Origin of the sequence: Sedimenticola hydrogenitrophicus (assembly GCF_029017505.1) — a bacterium.
Taxonomy (GTDB): Bacteria; Pseudomonadota; Gammaproteobacteria; order Chromatiales; family Chromatiaceae; genus Sedimenticola; species Sedimenticola hydrogenitrophicus_A.
Window position 1 is genome coordinate 51173 of record NZ_JAQGEI010000017.1, and the last position, 24305, is coordinate 75477.

The window sequence follows — 24305 nt, forward strand, 5'->3', positions numbered from 1 at the left end:
CAGGCAGACACCGTGCGCATAACACCCGACCAAGAACGATGGGCTGCTTTCGGAACGGCTGGCCAGAGGGTAAAGTAGCCTCCCGCACGGTTTCCCCGGAAACAGTATCCCCTGCAACAGAAAGGGCTTGGTCATCCCTCGTCCCACGTTTAGAATAAGGTTTTTATGTCGACAGAAACAGAACAACAGGCCGAGGCCATCGGCCAGTGGATGGAGCAGCAGGACAAGTTTGCCCGACTGCTGGGCATCAGACTGGAAGCGGTCCGACCCGGCTATGCCCGCGCCTCCCTGACGGTCAGGCCGGATATGCTGAACGCGGTCCGGGTCACCCAGGGCGGCGTCACCTTCACCCTGGCGGATTTTACCTTTGCGGTCGCCTCCAACTCGCACGGCACCACCTCGCTTGCCCTTTCGACCCAGCTCAGCTTTCCCGGATCGAGCCGCGAGGGTGACCGCCTGGTCGCCGAGGCCCGGGAGGAGAGTTCCACCAAACGCACCGGTCTCTATACTGTGGAGGTAAAGACCGGGGATGGCCGACTGGTTGGCCTGTTCAGCGGCACGGTATTCCGCCGCTCGGACAAGGTCGCGGAGTGGATGGAAAATAAATCTGACCCGAAGATTTCATAAATTTGTGCTGAGATCGCGCCGGATATTGTTTTCACAAGGAAATTCCCGAAGGAGCGGCGTATCAGTGATTACGGCCGACTGAGGGAATATTTCTTGTGGAAGCAAGAGACAAGCGAGATCTGTGCAAATTTGTGAAAGATTCGGGCTAATACCGGGGGATAAGCGATGATACTGCATTCCGAGTTCGAGACCATGCCGCGTGAGGAGCTGGAGGCGCTGCAGCTGAAACGCCTGAAGGCCACGGTGGAGCGCTGCTACCACACGGTCAAGTTTTATCGGAATGCGATGGATGACCTGGGGGTCAAACCCGAGCACATCCGCCAGCTCAGCGACGTGCGCCACCTGCCCTACACCAAGAAGGAGCACCTGCGGGAGAACTACCCGTTCGGGCTGTTTGCCGTGCCCACCGAGCAGGTGGTGCGGGTACACGCCTCCTCCGGCACCACCGGCAAGCCCACCGTGGTGGGCTACACCAGGCGGGACATCCGCACCTGGGCCCAGCTGGTGGCGCGCTGTCTCGCCGCCTCCGGCCTGCATCCCGGCGACCGGTTGCACAATGCCTACGGCTACGGCCTGTTTACCGGCGGCCTGGGGCTGCACTACGGCGGCGAGGAGCTGGGAGTGATGGTCACCCCGATGTCCGGCGGCCAGACCCAAAAGCAGCTCATGCTGCTGCAGGATTTCGCCCCCACCGCCATCAGCTGCACCCCCTCCTACGCCCTCAACCTGGCCGAGACGGCCGAGGAGATGGGGATCAATATCCGCAAGCTGCCGCTCAAGGTCGGCATCCACGGCGCCGAGCCCTGGACCGAGGAGATGCGTTACGAACTGGAGTCCCGACTCGGCATCGACTGTGTCGACATCTATGGCCTCTCCGAGGTGATGGGCCCCGGGGTCGGCAACGAGTGCCTGGAGGCGAAGAGTGGCCTGCACATCTGGGAGGACCACTTCCTGGTGGAGTGCGTGGATGTGGACAGCGGCAAGCCGGTGCCCTATGGCGAGGAGGGGGAGATCGTCTTCACCTCCCTGACCAAGGAGGCGTTTCCGATCATCCGCTACCGCACCCGGGACATCTCGGTACTGAACCCGGCGCCGTGCAAATGCGGCCGCACCCATGTGCGCATGCAGCGCATCACCGGGCGCAGCGACGATATGCTGATCATCCGTGGCGTCAACGTCTATCCGACCCAGGTGGAGGCGGTGCTGATGCAGAGCGAGACCCTCTCGCCCTTCTACCAGATCGAGCTGTTCCGCGAGGGCAGCATGGACAGCATGGTGGTCAACGTGGAGGGCAGCCCGCCGCTCATGGAGCAACCGCAGGAGGCCCGCGACCGCACCGCGGCCAAGGTGGTGCGCGACATCAAGGACTTTATCGGCGTTTCCTGTAAGGTGGTGATCAAGGCGGTGGGCGAGGTGCCCCGCTCCGAGGGCAAGGCGGTGCGGGTGATCGATCACCGGAAGAAGTAATCCAACCCCGGGACGGGATACGCAAAGGGGTCGTGAGACGGACGCACAGGGGTCGGAGTCAAGCCGCGCGAGGCCGGTTGGAAAAAGCCGTCTGCGAGTGGGCGGCTTGACTCCGACCCCTTCATACTGTCAGCGGCCAAGTTAACAGCTTCCCGCGTCTGGCGGGGTAGCGCGACTTTAAAGAATCAGAGGTGAATATTGTGAGTGCAGTCCCCCCATTGGCCGGATCCAACCGGCGCTTCATGTCGGGAAACGAGGCCGTGGCACGCGGCGCCTGGGAGGCCGGCTGCAACCTGGCGGCCGCCTATCCCGGTACCCCGGCGACCGAGATCCTGGAATTCGCCGCCCACTACCCGGAGATGTATACCGAGTGGTCGGTGAACGAGAAGGTCTCCCTGGAGGTGGCCATCGGCGCCTCGCTGGCCGGCAGCCGGGCGCTCTGCGCCATGAAACACGTCGGCCTGAATGTCGCCTCCGACGCCCTGATGAGCCAAACCCTGGCCGGGGTCGGTGCCGGCCTGGTGATCGCGGTGGCCGACGACGTCGGCCTCTCCTCCTCGCAGAACGAACAGGACTCCCGCTTCTGGGGCCGCTTCGCCCATGTGCCACTGCTGGAGCCGGCCGACGCCCAGGAGGCCTACGAATACACCCAGCGGGCGTTCGAACTCTCCGAGAGCTTCAACACCCCGGTCATCCTGCGCCTCACCACCCGCATCTGCCACGTCAAGGGCGTGGTCAGCTTTGATGAACGCAGCGAAACGAGCCGGGCGGAGGGCTTCGTCAAGGATCCCGGACGCCTGATCATGACACCCAACGTGGCGAAAAAGCGGCTACCGTTGATGTTCGAGCGCGAGGCGGAGATCCAGCGCTACAGCGAGTCCAGCGAACTCAATCAAATCATGGCCGGCAGCGACCGGCGGGTCGGCTTCGTCACCTCCGGCCCCACCTACATGCATGTCCGCGAGGCCTTTCCCGACGCCCCGTTGATCAAGCTGGGGCTGAGTTACCCGGTCCCCGTCGACAAGATCCGCGAACTGGCCGGCCAGGTGGACCGGCTGGTGGTGGTGGAAGAGGTGGAACCACTCCTCGAGACCGAGCTCAAGGCGGCCGGCATCGCGCTGCTGGGCAAGGAGATCCTGCCGCGCATCGGCGAGCTCTCCCCCAATGTGCTGCGCCCGGCCATTGCCAGGCTGCTGGGTGAGGCGCTGCCCGAGACCGCCGAACCGGTCAGGGCGCCGATCGAGATCAAACCGCCGGCGCCGCGCATCGATCCGGCCACCGGCGCCAATGTGTTCCCGCGCCCCCCCACCATGTGCGTGGCCTGCCCCCACCTGGGCATCTACTACTGCCTGTCGAAAATCCGCAACACCACCATCTCCGGCGACATCGGCTGCTATACCCTGGGTGCCGGGCACCCCTGGAACGCCCTGGACACCACCATCTGCATGGGCGCCTCCATGGGCATCGCCCACGGCCTGGACAAGGGCCGGGTCGAGGCGGACAGGGACAAGAAGATCATCGCCGTGATCGGCGACTCCACCTTCATGCACATGGGCATGCAGGGGCTGCTCGACATCACCTACAACAAGGGCAACGTCACCATCCTGCTGCTGGACAACCGCGCGGTCGGCATGACCGGCGGCCAGGACAACCCGGCCAGCGGCCGCGATATCCATGGCAACGAGGCGATGAAGGTGGATTTCCGTAAGCTGTGCGAGGCCCTGGGGGTGAAACCGGAGCGCATCCACGAGGTGAATCCCTACGAGCTGCCGACCCTGTTCACCGCGCTGCGCGACGAGGTGAAGATCCCCGAGCCCTCGGTGATCATCACCAACCAGCCCTGCGTGCTGATCGACTACTATGGCGCCCAGCCGGCGCTGACGGTGGATGACGCCAAGTGCACCGGCTGTGGCAACTGCCTGGATATCGGCTGTCCGGCGATCCTGGTGACGCGACGCGAGACCGTGGTCAAGCCGAACGGCAGCGAGAAGGAGCTGGCCTTCGTCAAGATTGAGAGCGGCGCCTGCACCGGCTGCAATCTCTGTCCCAAGACCTGCGGTCCGGATGCCATCCTGCCGCTGGCCGATTACATCCGCCAGTGATCCCGGCGCAACCGAAGAATCAACCCATCCGAACCGAGAATCCATTGTGAGCGAAAACAAAATCACCAATATCCTGGTCGCCGGCATCGGCGGCCAGGGCGTCATGACCGCTGCCGAGATCCTCTCCCAGACCGCCCTCTCCCAGGGCTTCGATGTGAAGAAGACCGAGGTGGCGGGCATGGCCCAGCGCGGCGGCGTGGTCACCTCCCACGTGCGTTTCGGCACCCGGGTGCTGTCACCCGCCATCCCCCCCGGCGAGGCGGATATCCTGGTGGGCTTCGAACCGGCCGAGGCGCTGCGCTGGATCAGTCACCTGCGCCCCAGCGGCGTGGCCATGATCAATACCACCCGCCAGGAACCGCCGGTGGTGAGTCTCGGCCTGTACGATTATCCGCAGGATCCAATCGGCGAGATCGCCGCCACCGGGATCGAATACCACGCCTTCGACGCCGGCGCCATCGCCCGCGAACTGGGCAACTTCAAGCTGGTCAACACGGTGATGCTGGGGGCCATCTCGGCACTGCTGCCGTTCCCGGCCGAGGCGCTGAAGAACGAGATCCTGGACCGCTTCCGCGGCCGCAAGCCCACCCTGGTGGAGATCAACGACAAGGCCTTCGAGCTGGGCCGCCAGGCCAGCCTGTAGGGACAGGCCCCCGTGCCTACCCTTTTTTCCGGACGCCCGGGAACACCGGGCAACCACAGGGGGTTGCCCCTACGCCTGATCCAATATAAACGCCACACGGCCCCGTAGGGGCAGGCCCCCGTGCCTGCCCTTTTTGCCGGATGCCCAGGAACACCGGGCAACCACGGGGGGTTGCCCCTACGCCGGATCCGGAACAACCACCGACCCGAGCCCTCCCCAAGCCGCTCTATTTCGGCTATGCTGGCCGTTGAAACGAACCGGTCGCGCCCCATCCGCACCCATCCGCACCACCTGAACCCCGAGTCACATAGATGAATCAATGGCACCCCACATCCTGGCAGGCAAAGCCCGCCAAACAGCAGGCCAACTACCCTTCGCAGGAGGCCCTCGACGCCACCCTGGAACAGCTCTCCCTGCTGCCGCCGCTGGTCACCTCCTGGGAGATCGAGGCGCTGAAGGGCCAGTTGGCCGCCGCCGCCCGCGGCGAGGCGTTCCTGCTGCAGGGCGGCGACTGCGCGGAGAACTTCGGTGACTGCAATGCGCAGATGATCACCAACAAGCTGAAGATCCTGCTGCAGATGAGCCTGCTGCTGATCCATGGGTTGAACAAGCCAGTGATCCGGGTCGGCCGCATCGCCGGGCAGTATGCCAAGCCGCGCTCCGCCGACACCGAGACCATCGACGGGGTGACCCTGCCCAGCTATCGGGGCGACCTGATCAACGGGCCCGAATTCACCCCGGAGGCGCGCATCCCCGACCCGGTGCGACTGCTGCGTGGCTATGGCCGCGCCGCCATGACCCTGAACTTTATCCGCGCCCTGTCGGATTGCGGTTTCGCCGATCTGCACCACCCGGAGAACTGGGACCTGGATTTCGTCGGTCACTCGCCGCTGGCGGACGAGTACCACCAGGTGGTGGCGGAGCTCTCCCATTCGCTGAAATTCATGGAGACCCTGGGCAGCGGCCGCGACAGCGACCTGAGCCGGGTGCAGTTCTTTACCAGCCACGAGGGGCTGCACCTGCACTACGAGCAGTCCCTGACCCGCCCGGTGCCCAACCGTCCCGGCTACTACAACCTGACCACCCACCTGCCGTGGATCGGCTTCCGTACCGCCGCCACCACCGATGCCCACATCGAGTACTTCAGCGGCATCCGCAATCCGGTCGGCGTCAAGGTGGGGCCGGGCATGTCGGCGCAGTGGATCGGCGAGCTGACGGAACGCCTGAACCCGGACAACGAGGAGGGCAAGCTGCTGTTCATCCACCGCTTCGGCGCCGACAAGATCGGCGACGGTCTGCCCGGCCTGATCGAGGCAGTCAAGCGCACCGGGCGCCAGGTGCTCTGGGTCAGCGACCCGATGCACGGCAACACCGAGTCGACCCGGAGCGGTTACAAGACGCGCCACTTCGACAATATCCTCGCCGAACTTGAACAGGCCATCGACATCCACCGCAGCGCGGGCAGCATCCTTGGCGGCGTCCACTTCGAGCTGACCGGCGACGACGTCACCGAGTGCATCGGCGGCGCCCGCGGCCTGGACGAGGCAGGCCTGAAACGGGCCTACAAGACCCAGGTAGACCCGCGCCTCAACTACGAACAGGCGCTGGAGATGGCGCTGGCCATCACCCGCAAGCTGGGGCGGACGTAGGGTGCCGGTGAGCTTGCGAACCGCACCAGCCGCCACAGGAAACGGCGCAAACGCCTTGATGCGGTTCGTTTCACTCACCACATCCTACGATCCATTTCCTCGTTCCCACGCTCCGCGTGGGAATGCATACCGCGGCAATGGTGGATGCGCTTATCGGCTTAGGCACTCTACGAAGAATATTCGGATACAGGGTGGATAAGCGCCAGCGCATACACCATTTGAATGGCCGCTCCCGCACATCCCTGGCCTCCGCGGCATAACTCCATCCCTGAACAAAAAAAACGGCCGCGTTGCGAATTCGCAATGCGGCCGGTTGCCGTTCCGTGATCAAATCTGTCCCATGGTCAGGGTGATGGGCCGAAGGCAGTATCGAAGTAGTGCGATCACCCGGACCGACTCCTCCTTTTGGATTTAGGCCGCAATCTCCTTGCGGCCTCTTTTTTTGCCTTCCGCTTTTTCGCCTGGAGTCGGCGTCGCTGACCCCCTTCCGGCGATCACGATCTGATCCGGGCCGGCAGCACGTTTTTCAGTTTCTCCGCCATGCCGAGCAGCAGTTTCTCGTTGGTCTCCCAGTCGATACAGGCATCGGTCACCGAGACGCCGTATTTGAGCTGACTCAGATCGGCCGGGATGGACTGGTTACCGAACTCCAGGTTGCTCTCCAGCATCAGGCCGGTGATCGACTGGTTGCCCTCGATGATCTGGTTGACCACGTTCTCCGCCACCAGCGGCTGCAGTTCCGGCTTCTTGCTGGAGTTGCCGTGACTGCAGTCGATCATGATGTTCCCGGGTAGACCGGCCTTGCGCAGGGCCTCCTCGCACAGGGCCACGTTGACCGAGTCGTAATTGGGTCCGCTGTTGCCGCCGCGCAGGATCACGTGACCGCACACATTGCCCTTGGTCTGGATCACCGTCACCTGGCCCTTCTGGTTGATGCCGAGGAAGCTGTGCGGATTGGCCACCGACTCCAGGGCGTTGATGGCCACCGCCAGCCCGCCGTCGGTGCCGTTCTTGAAGCCCACCGGCATGGAGAGGCCGGAGGCCATTTCGCGGTGGGTCTGGGACTCGGTGGTGCGCGCGCCGATCGCCGCCCAGGCGAACAGGTCCCCCAGGTACTGGGGATTGAACGGATCCAGCGCCTCGGTGGCCACCGGCAGCCCCAGCTCGGCCAGCCACACCAGCAGCTCGCGCGCCTTGTGCAGCCCCTCTTCGATATGGAAGCTGTCGTCCATGCGCGGATCGTTGATCAGCCCCTTCCAGCCCACCGTGGTGCGGGGCTTCTCGAAATAGATGCGCATGACGATATAGAGGGTATCCCCCAGCTGGTCGTGCAGCTGCTTCAGGCGCAGGGCATACTCCTTGGCCGCCGCTACATCGTGGATGGAGCAGGGTCCGGTAACCACCAGCAGCCGGTGGTCCTCCTTGTTGAGGATCCGCTTGATGGTCTGCCTCGCCTCGATGACATGGCGCTCCCCCTCGGCGGTCAGGGGCAGATGGCGCTTCAGATCCACAGGAGAGATCAGCACCCGCTCGGCGAGCAGGTTGGTATTGGTCAGGCTGTCTTGGAACATTGTGGTGCTCGATTGTACAAAAAAGGTCCTGAAGAATAGGAGATTCGCCGCGCTTTTGCCACCTCTGGCCGGGACAATCTGCTGCAACTGCAGCAGAAAGCGTCAAATAGGAAGTAAAGTATCAGCTCCCGCCGCTCGATCGCCCTGGCGCCGGCACTATATGACCACCCTGAATGACCAACCGGCGCCGCGCCCGCTTCAGCGCTCCATCACATCCACCACCCGGCCACCGGTGATCTGTTTCAGCTGTTCAAAGGTGACCGGCACCCCGGAGGCATCGTTACCCGCCGCCGGATAGATCAGCGGATACTCGGCCAGGCCGATATCCAGCAGGGTCTCCACCCCCTCGACGCCGAACGGGCAGACCCCGCCGGGGCGGAATCCGGTCACCGTCTCGGTCTCGTCGCCCCGCGCCATGCGCACCTTGGTGCCGGTCTCGTTCTTCATCTTCTTGCTGCAGACCCGCCGGTCGCCCGGGCAGACCGCCAGGAAGAAGCTGCCGTTCTTGCCCTTGAACAGCATCGACTTGGCGATCTGGCCCACCGCCACGCCGATGCGCGCCGCGGCCAGTTCGGAGGTGGGGGTGCTGCCGGGCTCGAACTCCAGTGCACTGAGGCCGTGGCTGTTCAGTATCTGTTTAACACGCTCGGGTATCATTGCCGGTCCGTTTGTTCCTGTTGTCGTTGTACAAATTCGATCAGCTCGGGGAAGAAGTAGCGGAAATCCTCCGCCAGTTCGGGATAGTGCCGACGCACCTCCACCAGCGCCCCGCCCAGTTCATTGGGCTGGCGCAGGCGGGTCGCCATCCGTTCGAATACCAGGCCGACCACCTCCAGTTCCCGGTAGGAGCCGAGCCAGTCCTCCCGTCGCATGCGCGGCACCAGGGCATGCAGGCGCGCCGGCAGCTGCTCGCGGCGCTGCTCCAGCAGCCGGTAGACGTCGCGGATAAACTCGCCCCGGTCGCGCCGGGTGAATTCCGCCCAGTAGCGGCTGAGGAAGTGATCGAACAGTATATCAAGGATGATGCCGCTGTAGCGCCGGTAGGGGGCGGCGATTCGCCGCCGGGCGCGGATCACCCGCGGGTGGTCGTCGGTGAAGCGGTCCACCTGGCGGTGCAGGGCGATGCCCCGCATCACCCCCGGCGACCAGTCCCGGGCCAGGGTCTCCAGGCGCCCACGGGTGAAATCGGCGATCAGGCTGCCGAGCAGCAGTTCAGGATCGTCGGGAGAGAGGAACAGGTGGGCGAGGTAATTCACTGTGGCATCCCGATTGAATGGTAGAGCGCGCGGAACTCTCGCTCAACAATGCGTGGGCAGACGCAGGAATTCGCTGACCGCGCCGGCGCTGGGATCGGCGAGGTGCGGGATCACGCCGAGACAGGGGGCATCGAGCCACTGCTGCAGGGTGGCGATGTTGGCCTCGCGCTCGCGCATCGCCGGGTCCACCTGGTTGCCGATCCAGCCGGCCAGCGGCAACCCGCTGGCGCGGATCGCCTCGGCGCTCAGCAGGGCGTGATTGATACAGCCCAGCCGCAGCCCCACCACCAGGATCACCGGCAGGCCCAGCGAGACGGCCAGGTCGGCCAGGGTCCGGTCCGCGCCCAATGGCACGCACCAGCCGCCGGCCCCCTCCACCAACACCCGATCCGCCCCCTCGGCCAGTTGCTCAAAACAGGCCGTTATGCGGGCAAAGTCGATCTCGCACGCCGCCTGTGCGGCGGCCAGATGGGGGGCGATGGGCGGGTTGAAGCAGTAGGGGTTGACCCGTTCGTAAGCGGCCGGCCGTGAGGCCTGGGCCTGCAGCCGCAGGGCATCGTCGTTGCGCAGGCCGTCCGCCGTCTGCACGGAGCCGGCGGCCACCGGCTTCATCCCCAGCACCTGGTGCCCCTGGGACTGCAACAGCCGCATCAGCCCCAGGGTGACGACCGTCTTGCCGCAATCGGTATCGGTACCGGTGATGAAATAACCGCTGCGCATGCCGACTCAGCCACCCCGGCCGGCCCGGTTCAGATCGCTGCCGATCTGATCCAGGGAGATCGACGGAGCGTTGGAGCGGTGGCCCTCCTCGGGCGCCCAGGCGTGGCCGTAGACCACCTCGTAGCTGGCCGGCAGCAGGCCGTCCTGGGCGCGGCGGAACTGCTCATAGGCGGCCTGCATCGCCTGCAGCCGTCCCTTGCCGGTGAGGCCGCGGCGGCGGTCGCTGTTGACATTGTGGGCACCGAGGATCTTCAGCTCCCGCATCAGCCCGCCGACCCGTTCATAGGTCAGGGTCAGGCGGTCCACGTCCATCACCGGGTCCGCCAGCCCGGCGCGCATCAGGGCATCCCCCACGTCGTGCATATCGATAAAGGTGCTGACGTGCGAGCCGTTGTCGACGGCGGCCCAGGCGGCGCGCAGCTCCTTCAGGGTGTCCGGGCCGAAGGTGGTGAACATCAGCAGCCCCCCCGGCCGCAGTACCCGGCGGAACTCGCCGAAGGCGCTGTCCAGGTCATTGCTCCACTGCAGGGCGGCGTTGGAGTAGACCAGATCCACGCTGTGGTCGGCCAGCGGCAGTTGTTCCAGGTCGCCGCAGATGCAGCGCGGTTTGCGCAGCCAGCCGCCCCGCTTGCGCGCCTGCTGCAGCATTGGCAGGGCGAAATCGAGCGCCACCACCCGGGCCTTGCGGTAGCGCGCCGCCAGGGCGGCGGTGGCCACCCCGGTGCCGGCACCGATATCCAGGATCACCCGCGGCTGCAGGCGCACCAGTTCCAGCCGGTCGAGCATGCGTTGGCCGATCTCCCGCTGCAGCACCGCCACCTGGTCGTAGCACTCGGCGGCGCGGGAGAAGGCGCGGCGCGCCTGCCCCTTGTCGATACGGTTGTCGATACGGTGTTCTCGGTCAGGCATGGTCCGATCCCAGAAAGTGGTTCAGGGCCCGCAGACACTGCCGCGGGTGTGAGAGAAACGGGGCATGGGCGCAGCCCTGCAGAATCAGGATCTCGGCGGCCGGCATCAGCCGCTCCAGCGCATCGCCGACATCGGCCGGGACCAAGGTATCGCGCTCACCGAGCAGCCACAGGGTGGGGCAGCGGAGATCCCCCAGACCGGGCCGCAGATCCACCGTGCGCAGCAGCTCCAGACCGTGTTCCAGCGCCAGCGGGTCGGCCTCGGGGCGCTGGGCGATATCCTGGCGCAGCAGGCGCAGGGTCTCGCGGGCCGCCTCGTCTCCCTGCACCTGCAGGGAGAGGAAGCGCTCCAGGGTCTGGTGGTGATCCCGGCGCAACGCCCGGGCGAACTGGGTCAGGGTGGCCGGCGCCATGGCGTGCGGCCACCCCTCGCCCATCACGAAGCGCGGGCTGGCGGTGACCAGCACCAGTGCGCTGACCCGCCGTGGTGCCCGCAGGGCCGCGCGCAGGGCCAGCTGGCCACCCAGGGACCAGCCGATCCAGACCGCGCGGGCCGGGGCCGCCGCCAGGCAGGCATCGACCCAGTCATCCAGACCGGCACAGTGGGGATCGTAGGCGCTCGCCCCGTGGCCCGGCAGTTCGACCAGGGTGATGCGATAATCTCGGGAGAGGGCATCCACCACCGGCGACCAGACCGCCGCGTTCATACCCCAGCCGTGCAGCAGCACCAGGTCCGGCCCGCTGCCGGTGGTCTCGGTATGGAGTTTCATGCCCGCTCCTCCCGGTCCAGCCGCTCCCGGTCCAGCCACCCCAGCGCCTCCAGCAGCCGATCCACTTGATCGGTGCTGTGGCTGGCGGAGAGGGTCACGCGCAGGCGCGCGCTCCCTGCCGGCACGGTGGGCGGACGGATGGCGATCACCAGCATGCCCTGCGCTTGCAGCGCCCGGCTCCAGGCCATGGCCCGCTCGGCGTCACCGGCCAGGATCGGCTGGATGGCCGTTTCCGAGGGCATCAGGTCGAGCCCCAGTTGAGCGGCCCCCTCACGGAACCGGCCGATCAGCAGTCGCAGCTGCTCGCGCCGTCCCCCCTCCTCCTGTACCAGGCGCAGGCTGGCCCGGGTCGCCTCAGCCACGGCCGGCGGCAGGGCGGTGGTATAGATGTAGCTGCGCGACTGCTGGATCAGGGTCTCGATCAGCGCCTCGGAGCCGGCGACAAAGGCGCCGAAGGTGCCGAACGCCTTGCCCAGGGTGCCCATCAGGATCGGCACCGCCTGGTCGTCCAGGCCGAAATGGTCCACGCTGCCGCGGCCATCACGCCCCAGCACGCCGAGGCCGTGGGCGTCGTCCACCAGCAGCCAGGCCTCCCGCTCCCGGCACAGCTCGGCCAGTTCCCGCAGCGGCGCCAGATCACCGTCCATGCTGAACACTCCGTCCACAGCCACCAGCGCCTCGCCACTACGCTGGCAGGCCATGCGCCCGGCCAGGGCGCCCAGGTCATTGTGCGGATAGCGTTTCAGTTCGGCCCGGCTGAGCAGCCCGCCATCGATCAGCGAGGCGTGGTTCAGACGGTCCTGGTAGACACTGTCGCCGCGCCCCAGCAGGGCGGTGATCACCCCCTGGTTGGCCATGTAGCCGGTGGAGTAGAGCAGCGCGCGGGGGCGGCCGGTGAAGGCTGCCAGCTCCTCCTCCAGCGCATGATGGGCGGCGCTGTGCCCCGCCACCAAGTGGGCCGAACCGCTGCCGGCACCGTACTGTTCGGCGCCGCGCTGCAGCGCCCGGACCACTTGGGGGTGATTGGCCAGCCCCAGGTAGTCGTTGCTGCAGAAGCTGAGCAACGCCTCCCCGTCCACCTGCAGCAGCGGTCCCTGGGCACTGCCCAGCACCCGGCGGCGGCGGTAGAGGTGGGCGGCCCGGCGCCGCTCCAGTTCCGGTTGCAGTGGTCTCATGGGATGAGGGTGCCTCGATGGGTGACGCGGCGGGCGGCCGACGGCCGGACGCCGGGGCGATTCCGCGATCAGGAGAATTCGGCCGCCAGGCGGACCTTGCGCTTGTTGTCGCACTCCTTCTCGGTGGCCTGCAGCTCCCGGGTCTCCTCGAAATGGAGGCCCAGGCGCTCAAACAACCTGCGGTCGGCGTCGGCGTCCGGGTTGTCGGTGGTCAGCAGCCGCTCGCCATAGAACATGGAGTTGGCCCCGGCCAGGAAGCAGAGGGCCTGCATCTCGTCGCTCATCTCGGTGCGGCCGGCCGACAGGCGCACATAGGACTCCGGCATCAGGATGCGGGTCACCGCAATGGTGCGGATGAATTCGAACGGGTCCAGGGCGGCGGTGCCGTACAGCGGCGTGCCCTCCACCTGCACCAGCATGTTGATCGGCACCGACTCCGGATGTTTCGGCAGATTGGCCAGTTCGCGCAGCATGGAGGCGCGGTCGCGACGCGACTCGCCCATGCCGAGGATGCCGCCGCTGCAGACATTGATGCCCCGGTCGCGCACCCGCGCCAGGGTGTCCAACCGGTCCTGGTAGGTGCGGGTGGTCACCACGTTGCCGTAGAACTCCGGCGAGGTGTCCAGGTTGTGATTGTAGTAATCGAGCCCCGCCTCCTTGAGGCTCTGGGCCTGGGACTCGGTCAGCATGCCCAGGGTGACGCAGGTCTCCATGCCCATGTCATGCACGGCGCGGATCATCTCCACCACCCGCTCCAGGTTCTTGTCCGTGGGGTTGCGCCAGGCGGCCCCCATGCAGAAGCGGGTCGCCCCCTTCTCCCTGGCCTCCCGGGCGGCACGTTTCACCTCGTCCAGCGGCAGCAGCTTCTCCTTTTCCAGGTCGGTGGCATGTCTGGCGCTCTGGGAACAGTAGCCGCAATCCTCGGAACAGGCGCCGGTCTTGACGCTCAGCAGGGTGCTCACCTGCACCTTGTTCGGGTCGAAGCGCTGACGATGGAGAGTCTGGGCCTGGAACAGCAGATCATTGAACGGCAGATTCAGCAGCGCCTCGATCTCATCCAGGCTCCAGTCGTGTCGCGGCGTCGTGTTATTCATGTCGGGTGCTGCCTCTGGCTCTGTCGGTCATGACGGGGATAGTGGATAATACACGGCGGACAGTGGGCGTCACGCCAGCCCGCTATGATACCGGAGCAGGCGTACTCGTCAACCGGAATGGATTCCAATGGTTTACAGCTGTATAAATAATATACTCTCGCTACTCTATCCGGATCACTGCCGACTGTGCGACGCACCCGCCCGCGCCGGCCTCTGCGCGGGTTGCCGGGATGAGCTGCCCTACAACTCTCAAGGCTGCCGACGCTGCGGCCTGCCCCTAACCCTGACCTTGGGCGGAGAGCTGGTCTGCGGCCACTGCCTGCAGCACCCGCCCGCGGTCGACCGCAGCCTGATCCCCTTCCTCTACGCCGCGCCGATCGACCGCTTGATCGGGCAGTTTAAATTTTCCGGCCGACTGGCCCAGGGCCGGCTGCTGAGCCGGCTGCTGGGGGACCACCTGGAGCGGCAGGCCACGCTGCCCGAGCTGCTGATACCGGTGCCCCTGCATCCCAGCCGGCTGCGCCAGCGCGGCTATAACCAGGCCCTGGAGCTGGCCAGGCCACTCGGGCGTCGCTTCGCCATTCCGCTGGATCACCAGAGCTGCCACAGGATCCGCCACACCCGGCCACAGCACGCCCTGAACAAGCGCCAGCGCCGCCAGAATATCCGCGGTGCCTTCCAGGTCAGCCAACCGATAGCGGCCCGCCATGTCGCCCTGGTGGACGACGTGGTCACCACCGGCGACACGGTAAACGAACTGGCGCGGCAGCTGAAACGGGCCGGGGTCGTCCGGGTGGATGTCTGGGCCGTGGCACGCACCCCCTGAGAGCCTGTGAAAAAAAACGGGCGCCTGCCGGCAACACAGATCCGTTGCCGTGCATCATGTGAAGCTCGCAATGGCGCCCTATAATTAAAACCGCTGTAACCGAAATCCCTGACCCAAATCTGTGATTCGATATCCGACACGAGGAGACATGCCATGCTTGGAGAAACGCACGATATCCTCCACGAGTTTCCCAATCTGGAGGAGACCATCAGAAACCTGCACCACAACGATCCCGAGTTTGCCAACCTGATGGAAACACACGACAGCCTGGACAGCGAGATCCGCCAGCTGGAAGAGCTCAACCAGCCGATCGATGATTTCAAAATGGAAGAGATGAAGAAGACCCGGGCGCTGTTGAAAGACCAGATTTACCAGTACCTGCGCGACAACCCGTAGGAATAAACGGGGGAAGACTCGACCCGGCGTGAATTCACAGGGGTCGGAGTCAGGCCGCGTTGATCATCACGAGTTGACGCGGATTGGGCGGGCGGCCTGACCCCCACCCGTTGGATTCTTTGGCTTTTCACCTTATTACCCGATACCCGGACACGACAGTCAGCCGAATGGATATTCACCCCGATAAGCGGGTAGAATCACCCTCCGCCATTCCCAACACTGACCATGCAAAGAGTCCAGAGTCCTATGCCACAACTGAAACTCGGTATCCCCAAGGGCAGCCTGGAGAGCGCCACCCTCTCCCTGTTCAAGCAGGCCGGCTGGAATATCACGCCCCGGTCACGCAACTACTTTCCCTCGATCGATGACGCCGATATCAGCTGCGCCCTGGTGCGCTCCCAGGAGATGGCCCCCTATGTTGCCAACGGCACCCTCGACCTGGGCCTCACCGGACACGACTGGATTCTCGAAACCGAATCGGAAAACGAGGTGGTGGAGATCAGCGAACTGGTCTACTCCAAGAGTTCCGATCAGCCCTGCCGCTGGGTGCTGGTGGTGCCCAAGGAGTCACCGATCCAGTCCATCGAGGATCTGCAGGGCAAGAAGATCTCCACCGAACTGGTCTCCTTCACCAAGCGCTACCTGGCGCAGCGGGGCATCGACGCCCGGGTGGAGTTCTCCTGGGGCGCAACCGAGGCCAAGGTGGTGGAAGGCCTGGTGGATGCGGTGGTGGAGATCACCGAGACCGGCAGCACCATCCGCGCCCACGGACTGCGCATCGTCTGCGACATCCTGCACACCGAGACCCGGCTGATCGCCAACAAACAGGCGATGCAGGACCCCTGGAAGCGGGCCAAGATCGAACAGATCGCCACCCTGCTGCGGGCCGCGCTGACCGCCCGCCAGAAGGTGGCGCTGAAGATGAACGTGCCGGCGGACCAGCTGGAACTGGTGGTCGGCATGCTGCCCAGCCTGCACGCCCCGACCGTCAGTCATCTGTACGATCAGGAGTGGCTGGCGGTGGAGACTGTGGTCAACAGCGGCGCGGTGCGCGACCTGATCCCGCGCCTGAAGGCGGCGGGCGCCGAAGGGATCCTGGAGTACGAGCTGCGCAAGATGATCTGATGCGGGTATCTTCCCGGATCAGCGCTCGTCCAGCCAGCGGCCGATGCTGGGCGGGATCAGCGCCTGGGCCTTGCCACTGACATAGATGCCGATATGGCCGCCGGGGAAGGCCAGCTCGCTGTAATCCGTGCTGCCGGTTTGGCCCTTGAGGGCCCGGGAGGCGTCCGGCGGCACCAGGTGATCCTGCTCGCCGTAGATGTTCAGCAGCGGGCAGGTGATCTTGTTCAGCTTCACCGGCTGCTCCCCCAGGATCACCTCCCCGCGGATCAACCCGTTCTGCTGATAGAACTGCTTGATAAACTGACGGAAGGCCTCCCCCGCCTGGGCCGGACTGTCGAAGATCCACTTCTCCATGCGCAGAAAATTCTCCACCTGCGCCTGATCCTCCAGGATATCCACCAACTGCACGTACTTCTGTCCGGCCAGGGTGAAGGGTTTCAGCGCCAGGAAGGTCCAGTTGAGGAAGTCGCCGGGGATATTGCCCTGCACATCCACCAGCAGATCCACATCCAGGTGCCGTACCCAGGCGCTGAGCATGTTGTCCGGGGTCTGGAAATCGACCGGCGTCACCATGGTGACCAGGTTGCGCACCTTCGGCTGGTGCAGGGCGGTATAGCAGAGGCTCATGGTGCCGCCCTGGCAGATCCCCAGCAGATTGATCCGCTCAACCTGGTGGCGCTCCAGCAGCCGGTCGACACAGCGGTCGATATAGCCGTTGATATAGTCGTCCAGGGTGAGAAAGCGGTCGGCGCTGTCCGGATAGCCCCAGTCGATCAGATAGACCGGCTGGCCGCTGGCCAGCAGACCCTTGATGGTCGACCGGTCCTCCTGGAGATCGGCCATGTAGGGGCGATTCACCAGCGCGTAGACGATCAGCAGCGGTACCTTTTCGGACACTGGGTTGGGCGCCGCGGAGGCCGACGCGTCGGGCAGATAGCGGTAGAGGGTCAGCTTGTCCTCGCGGTAGATCACCTCGCGGGGCGAAACCCCGCTGGAAAGCCCCCCGGAGGCAAGCCCCCCGGCAGTGCACAGGCGCTCGGCACCCGCCTGCAGTTTGCGGCTGTACTCGACCACTTCCGCGATCAGTTTTTCAGGCGGCAAATCGATGGGAGCCATACTATTTCCCCGCCACGGCCGGCCTTTTCCGGGATCCGGCGCGTTTCTTTGCCGGGGCCCGGCGCATGGCCGCGACCTCGGCCTGCAGCGCGCGGAGGGCCTGACGATCCTGATGTGCCCGCTGCTCCTGGGCGCGAAAATCCCGGGTGGTGGGCATGCCCAGCAGGGTGAATGACTCGTCCAGCATGTCGCGCAGCTGCTGCTTGAGCGCCATCTGGCTGTTGATCAGCTCCGCGTAAAGCTCGACATACGCCGGTGTCATCACCTGCCCGGCGTACACCCCCTCGCAGACCGACACCCAGAGATCATACAGCGCCCTGGCGGAATCGAGCGTCTCGCCCTGCCCGTCAAGCTTGGCGATCTCATCCTGCAGCCGGGCGATCGCCTGTTTGCCCAGATCGACAAAAAACAGCTCGTAGGCCTGATGGGCCTTCTGAAATCGCAGCAGACGGGCAATCACCTCCCGCTGCGCCTGGCTGCCCTGCACTAGGCCCAGTCCCGGTAGCGCAGACAAGCGTTCCAGATAATCAGTGGCGCCCTCGGTTACCGCCTCCGGCAGCGGACTCATGCTAGCGGTGATACCGGCGAGGATCCCGCGCAGATCGCCAATGGTCTGCTGCGCCGCCGCCTGCCAGTCCGGGCCGCCCTCCGGTCGCTGCCCGGTGGCGGCAAACTGCTCGGCCAGCTGGAACAGTTGCCGACCCTGGGCAAGCGTCTTCTCCAGCAGTTCCTGAACCATCTGCGGTGCGGTCGGGGCCAGGCTCTGCCACCACTGATTGAGCGCCTGCTCCCAGGGGTTGAGCGCAGGCTCAGCCCCGGCACCACTCTGCCCGGCACGCGCCGACCACTCGGCCCAGTAGTTGCGTTGCGCCTCCAGCCAGTCATCGTTCAAGAAATCACTTTCCCCCATCGGTCCTTAACTCTGCCGTCATTATCACGCAGCATACTAACATGCAAACCGATGTAGTGCGGTGCAGCAATTTGCATTACACTGACCTGTGTATAGTAGAAATGGATACTCCGCGCCCACCGGCGCAATACTAAGGGGTGTGTCATCGCGACCCCCCTGCCCATGACAGCATATAGGTAATGCGTATGAGTGATAACATCGTAATCGTTGCAGCAGGCAGAACCGCTATCGGCAGCTTCTCCGGAGCCCTCGCCGGCATTCCGGCCAGCGAACTGGGCGCCAAGGTGATCGCCGGCCTCCTGGAACGCACCAAGCTCGCCCCGGAACAAATCGATGAGGTGATCCTTGGCCAGGTCCTGACCGCCGGCTGCGGACAGAATCCCGCACGCCAGGCCACCCTGGGTGCCGGCCTGCCGCAGGAGGTTCCCGCCATGACCATTAACAAGGTCTGCGGCAGCGGCCTGAAGGCGGTGCACCTGGCGATGCAGGCGGTGGCCTGTGGTGATGCGGAGATCGTGATCGCCGGCGGCCAGGAGAACATGAGTCTCTCCCCCCACGTGGTACCCGGCTCCCGCAAGGGCCAGACCATGGGTGACTGGAAACTGAAAGACAGCATGATCGTCGACGGGCTCTGGGACGCCTTCAACCAGTACCACATGGGCGTCACGGCGGAGAATATCGCCAGCAAGTTCGAGTTCAGCCGCGAGGCCCAGGACCAGTTTGCCGCCGCCTCGCAGCAGAAGGCGGAGACCGCACAGAAGGCCAACCGGTTCCGCGACGAGATCATCCCGCTGGAGATCCCGCAGCGCAGGGGCGACCCGGTCATCTTCGACAGCGACGAGTTCCCGCGCCACGGCACCACGGCAGAGACCCTGGGCAAGCTGCGCCCGGCCTTCGACCGTGACGGCACGGTCACCGCCGGCAACGCCTCCGGCCTCAACGACGGCGCCGCCGCCGTGATCGTCATGAAAGAGAGCAAGGCCGTGGAACTGGGGCTGACCCCGCTGGCGCGGATCAAGGCGTTCGCCGCCAGCGGCGTCGATCCCGCCATCATGGGCACCGGCCCCATCACCGCCACCACCAAGTGCCTGGCAAAGGCCGGCTGGTCGGTTGGCGACCTGGATCTGGTGGAGGCCAACGAGGCGTTTGCCGCCCAGGCGATGTCGGTCAACAAGGAGCTGGGCTGGGACCCGGAGAAGATCAACGTCAACGGTGGCGCCATCGCCCTGGGCCATCCGATCGGCGCATCCGGTGCCCGAATCCTGGTCTCGCTGCTGCACGAGATGGCTAAACGTGACGCCAAGAAGGGATTGGCGACCCTCTGCGTCGGCGGCGGCATGGGCGTGGCCCTGGCCGTGGAACGCGACTAGGAGCCATCACGGGGCTGATCCGGAAACTGCCGGATCGGCCCCGTCACCGTCCTCTCCCGTACCTGCAAAATCCGTCCTCCGGCGGTAAATGGCCGCGCCTGCCAACATCCTCCCCCGCCCCTTCAACCCGACAAGTCCAAAGAGTTTTCCCTTTGCCAATATTCCCGGGTAAACTGTGGCCGCAGGTGGTAATTCATTTCGAGGATCCAGCTTCATGTCCAACATCAGAATTATAAAAAAATATCCCAATCGTCGCCTCTACGATACGGAACTCAGTCGCTATATCACCCTGAGTGATATTCGGGAACTGGTCATGAGCGGAATGGATTTCCAGGTGGTCGACACCAATACCAACGAGGACCTCACCCGCTCCATCCTGCTGCAGATCATGCTGGATGAGGAGTCCGGCGGAGCGCCGCTATTCAGCGCCAAGATGCTGTCGCAGATCATCCGCTTCTACGGCGGCACGGTGCAGGGAATGCTGGCCCGCTACTTGGAGGAGAGCCTCTCCATGTTCGTGCAGCAGCAGGAGCAGCTGAACAACACGGTTGGTACCGACCCGGTCAAGGCGATCACCAGCATGGCCGAACAGAACATGCGCATGTGGGCCGACATGCAGAAGAACTTTTTCAAGGCCGCCGGTCTGGCTGGCGCCGCCAACAGAAAAAAAGAAGAAGAATAACCCCCCCCACCCGCCCCGGCACCGGGCCTCTAGCGAGTCACTTCGGGGCCGGATCTCTACGGCTGCGGGCGAACCAGCCGAACTCGGTTGTGCGTCGCACAATTTTTTCGCTGACCTATTGACACACCGCGCCAGCCCCCTTATGCTGCGTCGCAATATTATTGCAACGCACAAATCGTGGAGAATGCGCAATGAACGATCCCAAGGCAAATCTTGAGCTGTTCAAAGAGTTCGGAATCAACGGCTACGAAAATATCCGTGCCCTGGCGGAAATCAACCTGCGCACCTGGGAACAACTGGTTGAGAAACAGCTGGATACCTTCGCGGTATTTGTCGATGCCGGCATCGAGCAGCTGTCCGCCACCAGCCACTCCAGCGATCCCAAGGCGGTGTTCGACAGCCAGCTGGCCCTGGGCAGGACCCTCGGCGAAAACCTCGCCGGCAAGGGCCGTGACGCGGTCAACCTCGCAACCCAGGCCGGCAACGAGTATCGCAGCTGGCTGGAAAACGGCATCAACACCTTTAACAGCAAAGTCACCGCAGTGGCCGAAGAGGTCCTGGAAAAGTAATACAGAGGTCCTGGAAAAGTAATACATCAGCGGCACCCGCACCCGGCGGGTGCGGCGAAGTCCCGACGGCCCGCAGCGGCCTTCAGGCAGAAATCCTCCTCTCTCTGAACAGTGCATAGAGAGATTTTACGCCCGGCTCCCTGCCGGGCTTTTTTTTGTCCAGGGGATGGGCGTAGGGGCAACCCCCTGTGGTTGCCCTGGTCCCCGGGGGATCTGGAACAAAGGGCAGGCATGGGGGCCTGCCCCTACGGTTCGGCGCGGTGGGTGTTTCCGATACCCCAATAACCTAGTGGTTTACTTGGTATTGCTTTGATCTATCATCTTCCCCAAGCCCCCATAAATAGGCGGGTCACACACGAATGGCAGTCCCGGACCGACAGATCGAGCCAACACTCCGGATGACTGGTAATTTTGGGAGGAGCAGTATGACAAAACCAATGCATGATACCCCGATGCTGGATCAGCTGGAGGGAGGTCCCTGGCCGAGCTTTGTTACCGGCCTGAAACGTCTGGCGAAAAACAGCGACATGATGGTCGATCTGCTGGGCCAGCTCGAAACTTCATATGAAACCCGCAAAGGCTACTGGAAAGGCGGCACCGTCGGCGTCATGGGTTATGGCGGCGGCATCATTCCCCGGTTCACCGAACTGAAGGATGAGAACAACAAGCCACTGTTCCCGGCGGCGGCCGAATTCCACACCCTGCGCGTGATCCCCCCACCCGGCATGCACTACGACACCAAGACCATCCGCCATCTGTGCGACATCTGGGAGAAATACGGTTCCGGGCTGATCGCCTTCCATGGCCAGTCCGGGGACATCATGTTCCAGGGCTGTTCCACGGAGAATGTGCAGAAGGCCTTCGACGAGATCAACAAGGCGGGCTTCGACCTGGGCGGTGCCGGCCCGGCGGTACGCACCGGCATGTCCTGCGTGGGCGCCGCCCGTTGCGAACAGTCCTGCTACGACGAGGCCCGCGCGATGCGCACCTGTGTCAACGCCAACCTGGACGACATGCACCGCCCGGCCCTGCCCTACAAGCTGAAGTTCAAGGCCTCCGGCTGCGCCAACGACTGCATGAACTCGATCCAGCGCGCCGATGTGGCGATGATCGGCACCTGGCGTGGCGACATCAAGGTGGATCAGGCCGAGGTGCAGGCGTTCGTCGCCAAGAAGGGACGCAAATACACCATCGACAATGTGATCACCCGCTGTCCGACCCAGGCGCTGTCCCTGAATGACGACGACACCTTGGTCGTGGACAATCACAACTGCGTGCGCTGCATGCACTGCATCAACGTGATGACCAAGGCCCTCTCCCCGGGTGACGACAAGGGCGTGACCATCCTGGTGGGCGGCAAGCGTACCCTGAAGATCGGTGATCTGATGGGCACGGTGATCGTGCCGTTCCACAAGCTGGAGAGCGACGAGGACTTCGAGTGGCTGGAGGAGCTGAGCACCAGCATCCTCGATTTCTTCGCCGAGAACGCCCTGGAGCACGAGCGTACCGGTGAGATGATCGAACGTATCGGTCTGATCAATTTCCTGGAAGGTCTCGGCCTGGAGATCGAGCCGGAGATGATCTCCCAGCCGCGTACCAATCCCTATGTCCGCACCGACGACTGGGATGAGCAGGCGGCGAAATGGAACGAGCGTAAGTCGGGCTCCGTATAAGCCGACCGGGGACCCGGCACGCGCTTCGGCACGGTCCGGGTCCCCTACCGAACACTCACCCCAGCAGATAGTCCAGCAGCAGGCCGAAGAAAATCGTCATGCCGACACAGTTGTTGTTGCGGAAGGCGCTGAAACAGGCGGCCGGCTCGCGCCCGCGGATCAGCACCTGCTGGCGGACGAACAGCGCCGCCGCTACCGCAAGCCCCAGATAATAGGCCATCCCCAGCCCCTCCCGGGCACCCACCAGCGCCAGCAGCGCCAGCATCGCCAGCTGCAGCAGGCCGATAATCAGCCGGTCCTGGCGGCCAAACAGGATGGCGGTGGACTTGACCCCGATGCGCAGATCATCCTCGCGGTCGACCATGGCATACTCGGTGTCATAGATCAGCGCCCAGAGGATGGCGGCCCCATAGAGCACCCAGGCCACCGTCGGGATGTCGCCGAGCAGGGCCATGTAGGCCATCGGTACCGCCCAGCCGAAGGCCATGCCCAACACCAGTTGGGGCAGGTGGGTATAGCGTTTCATGAACGGATAGAGGGCCGCCAGTAGCACCGCCACCACCGACATCAGCACGGTCTGGCGGTTGAGCAGCAGCACCAGGCCGAAGGCGATCAGGCAGAGCACGGCAAACACCCAGAGCGCCTCTTTCGGCGACACCACGCCGGTGGCGATCGGCCGGCCACAGGTGCGTTTCACCCGGCCGTCGATATGCCGGTCGGCGTAATCATTGATGGCGCAACCGGCGGAACGCATCAGCGCCACCCCGAGAACGAAGATCAGCACCACCCCCCAGCGCGGTTCACCGGCGCCGGCCAGCCACAGGGCCCAGAGCGCCGGCCACAACAACAGCAGGATGCCGATCGGCTTGTCCAGCCGGACCAGGCGGATATAGCCGTCCAGCTGTCGGCGCAGGGTGCGTGGCGTCGCAACGGTGTTGAGGTCGGATGGTGAATGGCTCATGAGGGACTCGCTGGAATATCGGGTAAAAACAGTTCGTTCACCAACAACGGCTTGCCCGCCAAGTGAAACAGGGTGCGCCGCCCCCAGATCGCCTCGACCTGCCGCAGATGCACGGTGGCCGAGACGAAGAGCGCGTGGCGGGGCAGCAGACAGGCCATCTGGGTGACCCCGCGGCGCATCGAGGGATCGGCAAACAGCACTTCACCCAGCGGCCGCTCCCCCAGCATGGCCAGGCGCCGGGCCGGGCCCTGCAGGCTGCGCGCCGGTATCAGGGTGCGGGCAAACACCCAGGGCACGCCGCCGCAGAGCAGCTCCACTTCTCGCAGCACGGCAATCCCGCCCCGGCGCATGCCCAGCAGCCGGCGTTCGCTGTCCAGCGGCCGGGCCCACCCCTGACGCAACAGATTGACCCGGAAATCTCCTGGCGAGGCGCTCTTCAGACGTGCCGTCAATGAGCCACGATCGCGCAACCACTGCTCGATATCCGCGGGCACCTGGTGATGCCGAAACCGGCACCAGGGTGCCCAGTGGGGCTCACGCCTGCTGTAAAAACGCTTCAAGAACGACTTCCGCTGACTGCAAATGGGCCATTATCACCGATTTTTTGCCCCGTTTCCCCTATAAATGCACTTGGCTGCGATGCTCATACGCCCTGGGGCGGAGCGTGCCTATCGATGGTGGGGCTCAGTACCGTA

The 24305-nt window shown here is 64.6% G+C and carries 24 protein-coding genes; 12 read left to right on the forward strand and 12 right to left on the reverse strand.

The features are described 5' to 3' along the window. The first annotated feature begins 165 nt into the window (after positions 1-165). The 5 genes from O9K64_RS12175 to O9K64_RS12195 all read left to right on the forward strand — a co-directional run bounded on the left by O9K64_RS12175 (position 166) and on the right by O9K64_RS12195 (position 6488). Positions 166-627 (forward strand): hotdog fold thioesterase, encoded by a 462-nt coding sequence (locus O9K64_RS12175; protein WP_275098343.1) that lies wholly within the window; start codon positions 166-168, stop codon positions 625-627. 165 nt (positions 628-792) lie between these two features. Further along, positions 793-2094, forward strand: a complete 1302-nt coding sequence (locus tag O9K64_RS12180) for a phenylacetate--CoA ligase family protein (protein WP_275098344.1) — start codon at positions 793-795, stop codon at positions 2092-2094. Positions 2095-2294: 200 nt separating this feature from the next. Next, positions 2295-4196: a thiamine pyrophosphate-dependent enzyme gene (locus tag O9K64_RS12185; protein WP_335342284.1), complete on the forward strand. Its 1902-nt coding sequence runs from the start codon at positions 2295-2297 to the stop codon at positions 4194-4196. A 46-nt stretch (positions 4197-4242) separates the two neighbouring features. Continuing rightward, the gene (locus tag O9K64_RS12190; protein ID WP_275098345.1) at positions 4243-4839 is read left to right on the forward strand and encodes an indolepyruvate oxidoreductase subunit beta; all 597 of its coding nucleotides are present in this window, start codon (positions 4243-4245) and stop codon (positions 4837-4839) included. A 311-nt stretch (positions 4840-5150) separates the two neighbouring features. After that, positions 5151-6488: a class II 3-deoxy-7-phosphoheptulonate synthase gene (locus O9K64_RS12195; protein WP_275098346.1), complete on the forward strand. Its 1338-nt coding sequence runs from the start codon at positions 5151-5153 to the stop codon at positions 6486-6488. A gap of 494 nt (positions 6489-6982) precedes the next feature. On the opposite strand, the gene O9K64_RS12200 is transcribed toward O9K64_RS12195, so the two are convergent. From O9K64_RS12200 to bioB, 8 genes are all read right to left on the reverse strand, one after another. Continuing rightward, on the reverse strand, positions 6983-8059 hold the full coding sequence (locus O9K64_RS12200) for a 3-deoxy-7-phosphoheptulonate synthase (RefSeq protein WP_275098347.1): 1077 nt from the start codon (positions 8057-8059) through the stop codon (positions 6983-6985). A 198-nt stretch (positions 8060-8257) separates the two neighbouring features. Then, positions 8258-8716 carry a YbaK/EbsC family protein gene (locus O9K64_RS12205; protein WP_275098348.1) on the reverse strand — a complete coding sequence of 153 codons (459 nt, stop codon included), beginning with the start codon at positions 8714-8716 and terminating at the stop codon, positions 8258-8260. After that, positions 8713-9315, reverse strand: coding sequence for an ACP phosphodiesterase (locus O9K64_RS12210; RefSeq protein WP_275098349.1), 603 nt, complete (start codon positions 9313-9315; stop codon positions 8713-8715). The genes O9K64_RS12205 and O9K64_RS12210 overlap by 4 nt, the downstream gene beginning before the upstream one ends. Before the next feature lie 42 nt (positions 9316-9357). Next, positions 9358-10035, reverse strand: coding sequence for a dethiobiotin synthase (bioD, locus tag O9K64_RS12215; protein WP_275098350.1), 678 nt, complete (start codon positions 10033-10035; stop codon positions 9358-9360). Positions 10036-10041: 6 nt separating this feature from the next. Continuing rightward, positions 10042-10944 (reverse strand): malonyl-ACP O-methyltransferase BioC, encoded by a 903-nt coding sequence (gene bioC / locus O9K64_RS12220; RefSeq protein WP_275098351.1) that lies wholly within the window; start codon positions 10942-10944, stop codon positions 10042-10044. Next, positions 10937-11713, reverse strand: coding sequence for a pimeloyl-ACP methyl ester esterase BioH (bioH, locus tag O9K64_RS12225; protein WP_275098352.1), 777 nt, complete (start codon positions 11711-11713; stop codon positions 10937-10939). Before bioH ends, bioC begins: the two co-directional genes overlap by 8 nt. Then, positions 11710-12888 (reverse strand): 8-amino-7-oxononanoate synthase, encoded by a 1179-nt coding sequence (bioF, locus tag O9K64_RS12230; RefSeq protein WP_275098353.1) that lies wholly within the window; start codon positions 12886-12888, stop codon positions 11710-11712. Before bioF ends, bioH begins: the two co-directional genes overlap by 4 nt. Positions 12889-12956: 68 nt before the next feature. Beyond that, on the reverse strand, positions 12957-13982 hold the full coding sequence (gene bioB, locus O9K64_RS12235) for a biotin synthase BioB (protein WP_275098354.1): 1026 nt from the start codon (positions 13980-13982) through the stop codon (positions 12957-12959). Between the two features lie 127 nt (positions 13983-14109). Between bioB and O9K64_RS12240 the strand changes: the two genes are divergently transcribed. The 3 genes from O9K64_RS12240 to hisG all read left to right on the forward strand — a co-directional run bounded on the left by O9K64_RS12240 (position 14110) and on the right by hisG (position 16329). Next, complete coding sequence (locus O9K64_RS12240) at positions 14110-14808, forward strand: ComF family protein (protein ID WP_275098355.1); 699 nt, start codon at positions 14110-14112, stop codon at positions 14806-14808. A 153-nt stretch (positions 14809-14961) separates the two neighbouring features. Continuing rightward, a complete protein-coding gene (locus O9K64_RS12245; RefSeq protein WP_275098356.1) occupies positions 14962-15204 on the forward strand; it encodes a YdcH family protein in 243 nt (80 codons plus the stop codon). A gap of 246 nt (positions 15205-15450) precedes the next feature. After that, entirely contained in the window at positions 15451-16329 is an 879-nt protein-coding gene (gene hisG, locus O9K64_RS12250) for an ATP phosphoribosyltransferase (protein ID WP_275098357.1), read from the forward strand. An 18-nt stretch (positions 16330-16347) separates the two neighbouring features. Here the strand turns inward: hisG and O9K64_RS12255 are convergent, their stop codons facing one another. Both O9K64_RS12255 and O9K64_RS12260 read right to left on the reverse strand, forming a co-directional pair. Continuing rightward, on the reverse strand, positions 16348-17445 hold the full coding sequence (locus O9K64_RS12255) for a class III poly(R)-hydroxyalkanoic acid synthase subunit PhaC (RefSeq protein ID WP_275098358.1): 1098 nt from the start codon (positions 17443-17445) through the stop codon (positions 16348-16350). 1 nt (position 17446) lies between these two features. Continuing rightward, positions 17447-18337: a poly(R)-hydroxyalkanoic acid synthase subunit PhaE gene (locus O9K64_RS12260; RefSeq protein ID WP_275098359.1), complete on the reverse strand. Its 891-nt coding sequence runs from the start codon at positions 18335-18337 to the stop codon at positions 17447-17449. 203 nt (positions 18338-18540) lie between these two features. Here O9K64_RS12260 and O9K64_RS12265 point away from each other — a divergent pair, with 203 nt between their 5' ends. From O9K64_RS12265 to dsrA, 4 genes are all read left to right on the forward strand, one after another. Next, the gene (locus O9K64_RS12265) at positions 18541-19725 is read left to right on the forward strand and encodes an acetyl-CoA C-acetyltransferase (protein ID WP_275098360.1); all 1185 of its coding nucleotides are present in this window, start codon (positions 18541-18543) and stop codon (positions 19723-19725) included. Positions 19726-19939: 214 nt separating this feature from the next. Beyond that, positions 19940-20407: a polyhydroxyalkanoate synthesis repressor PhaR gene (phaR, locus tag O9K64_RS12270; RefSeq protein WP_275098361.1), complete on the forward strand. Its 468-nt coding sequence runs from the start codon at positions 19940-19942 to the stop codon at positions 20405-20407. 191 nt (positions 20408-20598) lie between these two features. Beyond that, positions 20599-20976 (forward strand): phasin family protein, encoded by a 378-nt coding sequence (locus O9K64_RS12275; protein WP_275098362.1) that lies wholly within the window; start codon positions 20599-20601, stop codon positions 20974-20976. Positions 20977-21401: 425 nt separating this feature from the next. Then, the gene (gene dsrA / locus O9K64_RS12280; RefSeq protein WP_275098363.1) at positions 21402-22649 is read left to right on the forward strand and encodes a dissimilatory-type sulfite reductase subunit alpha; all 1248 of its coding nucleotides are present in this window, start codon (positions 21402-21404) and stop codon (positions 22647-22649) included. A 55-nt stretch (positions 22650-22704) separates the two neighbouring features. Here the strand turns inward: dsrA and ubiA are convergent, their stop codons facing one another. Both ubiA and O9K64_RS12290 read right to left on the reverse strand, forming a co-directional pair. Next, complete coding sequence (ubiA, locus tag O9K64_RS12285; RefSeq protein WP_275098364.1) at positions 22705-23610, reverse strand: 4-hydroxybenzoate octaprenyltransferase; 906 nt, start codon at positions 23608-23610, stop codon at positions 22705-22707. Further along, on the reverse strand, positions 23607-24170 hold the full coding sequence (locus O9K64_RS12290) for a chorismate--pyruvate lyase family protein (RefSeq protein WP_275098365.1): 564 nt from the start codon (positions 24168-24170) through the stop codon (positions 23607-23609). Before O9K64_RS12290 ends, ubiA begins: the two co-directional genes overlap by 4 nt. Positions 24171-24305 lie beyond the last annotated feature (135 nt).

Bases quoted from the DNA above. Each gene is read 5' to 3' on its own strand.
- bioB (WP_275098354.1), bottom strand. From the start codon at position 13,982: ATGAATAACACGACGCCGCGACACGACTGGAGCCTGGATGAGATCGAG.
- bioH (WP_275098352.1), bottom strand. From the start codon at position 11,713: ATGAAACTCCATACCGAGACCACCGGCAGCGGGCCGGACCTGGTGCTG.
- bioC (WP_275098351.1), bottom strand. From the start codon at position 10,944: ATGCCTGACCGAGAACACCGTATCGACAACCGTATCGACAAGGGGCAG.
- O9K64_RS12265 (WP_275098360.1), top strand. From the start codon at position 18,541: ATGAGTGATAACATCGTAATCGTTGCAGCAGGCAGAACCGCTATCGGC.
- O9K64_RS12240 (WP_275098355.1), top strand. From the start codon at position 14,110: ATGGTTTACAGCTGTATAAATAATATACTCTCGCTACTCTATCCGGAT.
- O9K64_RS12200 (WP_275098347.1), bottom strand. From the start codon at position 8,059: ATGTTCCAAGACAGCCTGACCAATACCAACCTGCTCGCCGAGCGGGTG.
- O9K64_RS12175 (WP_275098343.1), top strand. From the start codon at position 166: ATGTCGACAGAAACAGAACAACAGGCCGAGGCCATCGGCCAGTGGATG.
- ubiA (WP_275098364.1), bottom strand. From the start codon at position 23,610: ATGAGCCATTCACCATCCGACCTCAACACCGTTGCGACGCCACGCACC.
- O9K64_RS12205 (WP_275098348.1), bottom strand. From the start codon at position 8,716: ATGATACCCGAGCGTGTTAAACAGATACTGAACAGCCACGGCCTCAGT.
- O9K64_RS12180 (WP_275098344.1), top strand. From the start codon at position 793: ATGATACTGCATTCCGAGTTCGAGACCATGCCGCGTGAGGAGCTGGAG.
- bioF (WP_275098353.1), bottom strand. From the start codon at position 12,888: ATGAGACCACTGCAACCGGAACTGGAGCGGCGCCGGGCCGCCCACCTC.
- O9K64_RS12255 (WP_275098358.1), bottom strand. From the start codon at position 17,445: ATGGCTCCCATCGATTTGCCGCCTGAAAAACTGATCGCGGAAGTGGTC.
- O9K64_RS12245 (WP_275098356.1), top strand. From the start codon at position 14,962: ATGCTTGGAGAAACGCACGATATCCTCCACGAGTTTCCCAATCTGGAG.
- O9K64_RS12275 (WP_275098362.1), top strand. From the start codon at position 20,599: ATGAACGATCCCAAGGCAAATCTTGAGCTGTTCAAAGAGTTCGGAATC.
- hisG (WP_275098357.1), top strand. From the start codon at position 15,451: ATGCCACAACTGAAACTCGGTATCCCCAAGGGCAGCCTGGAGAGCGCC.
- phaR (WP_275098361.1), top strand. From the start codon at position 19,940: ATGTCCAACATCAGAATTATAAAAAAATATCCCAATCGTCGCCTCTAC.
- dsrA (WP_275098363.1), top strand. From the start codon at position 21,402: ATGACAAAACCAATGCATGATACCCCGATGCTGGATCAGCTGGAGGGA.
- O9K64_RS12195 (WP_275098346.1), top strand. From the start codon at position 5,151: ATGAATCAATGGCACCCCACATCCTGGCAGGCAAAGCCCGCCAAACAG.
- bioD (WP_275098350.1), bottom strand. From the start codon at position 10,035: ATGCGCAGCGGTTATTTCATCACCGGTACCGATACCGATTGCGGCAAG.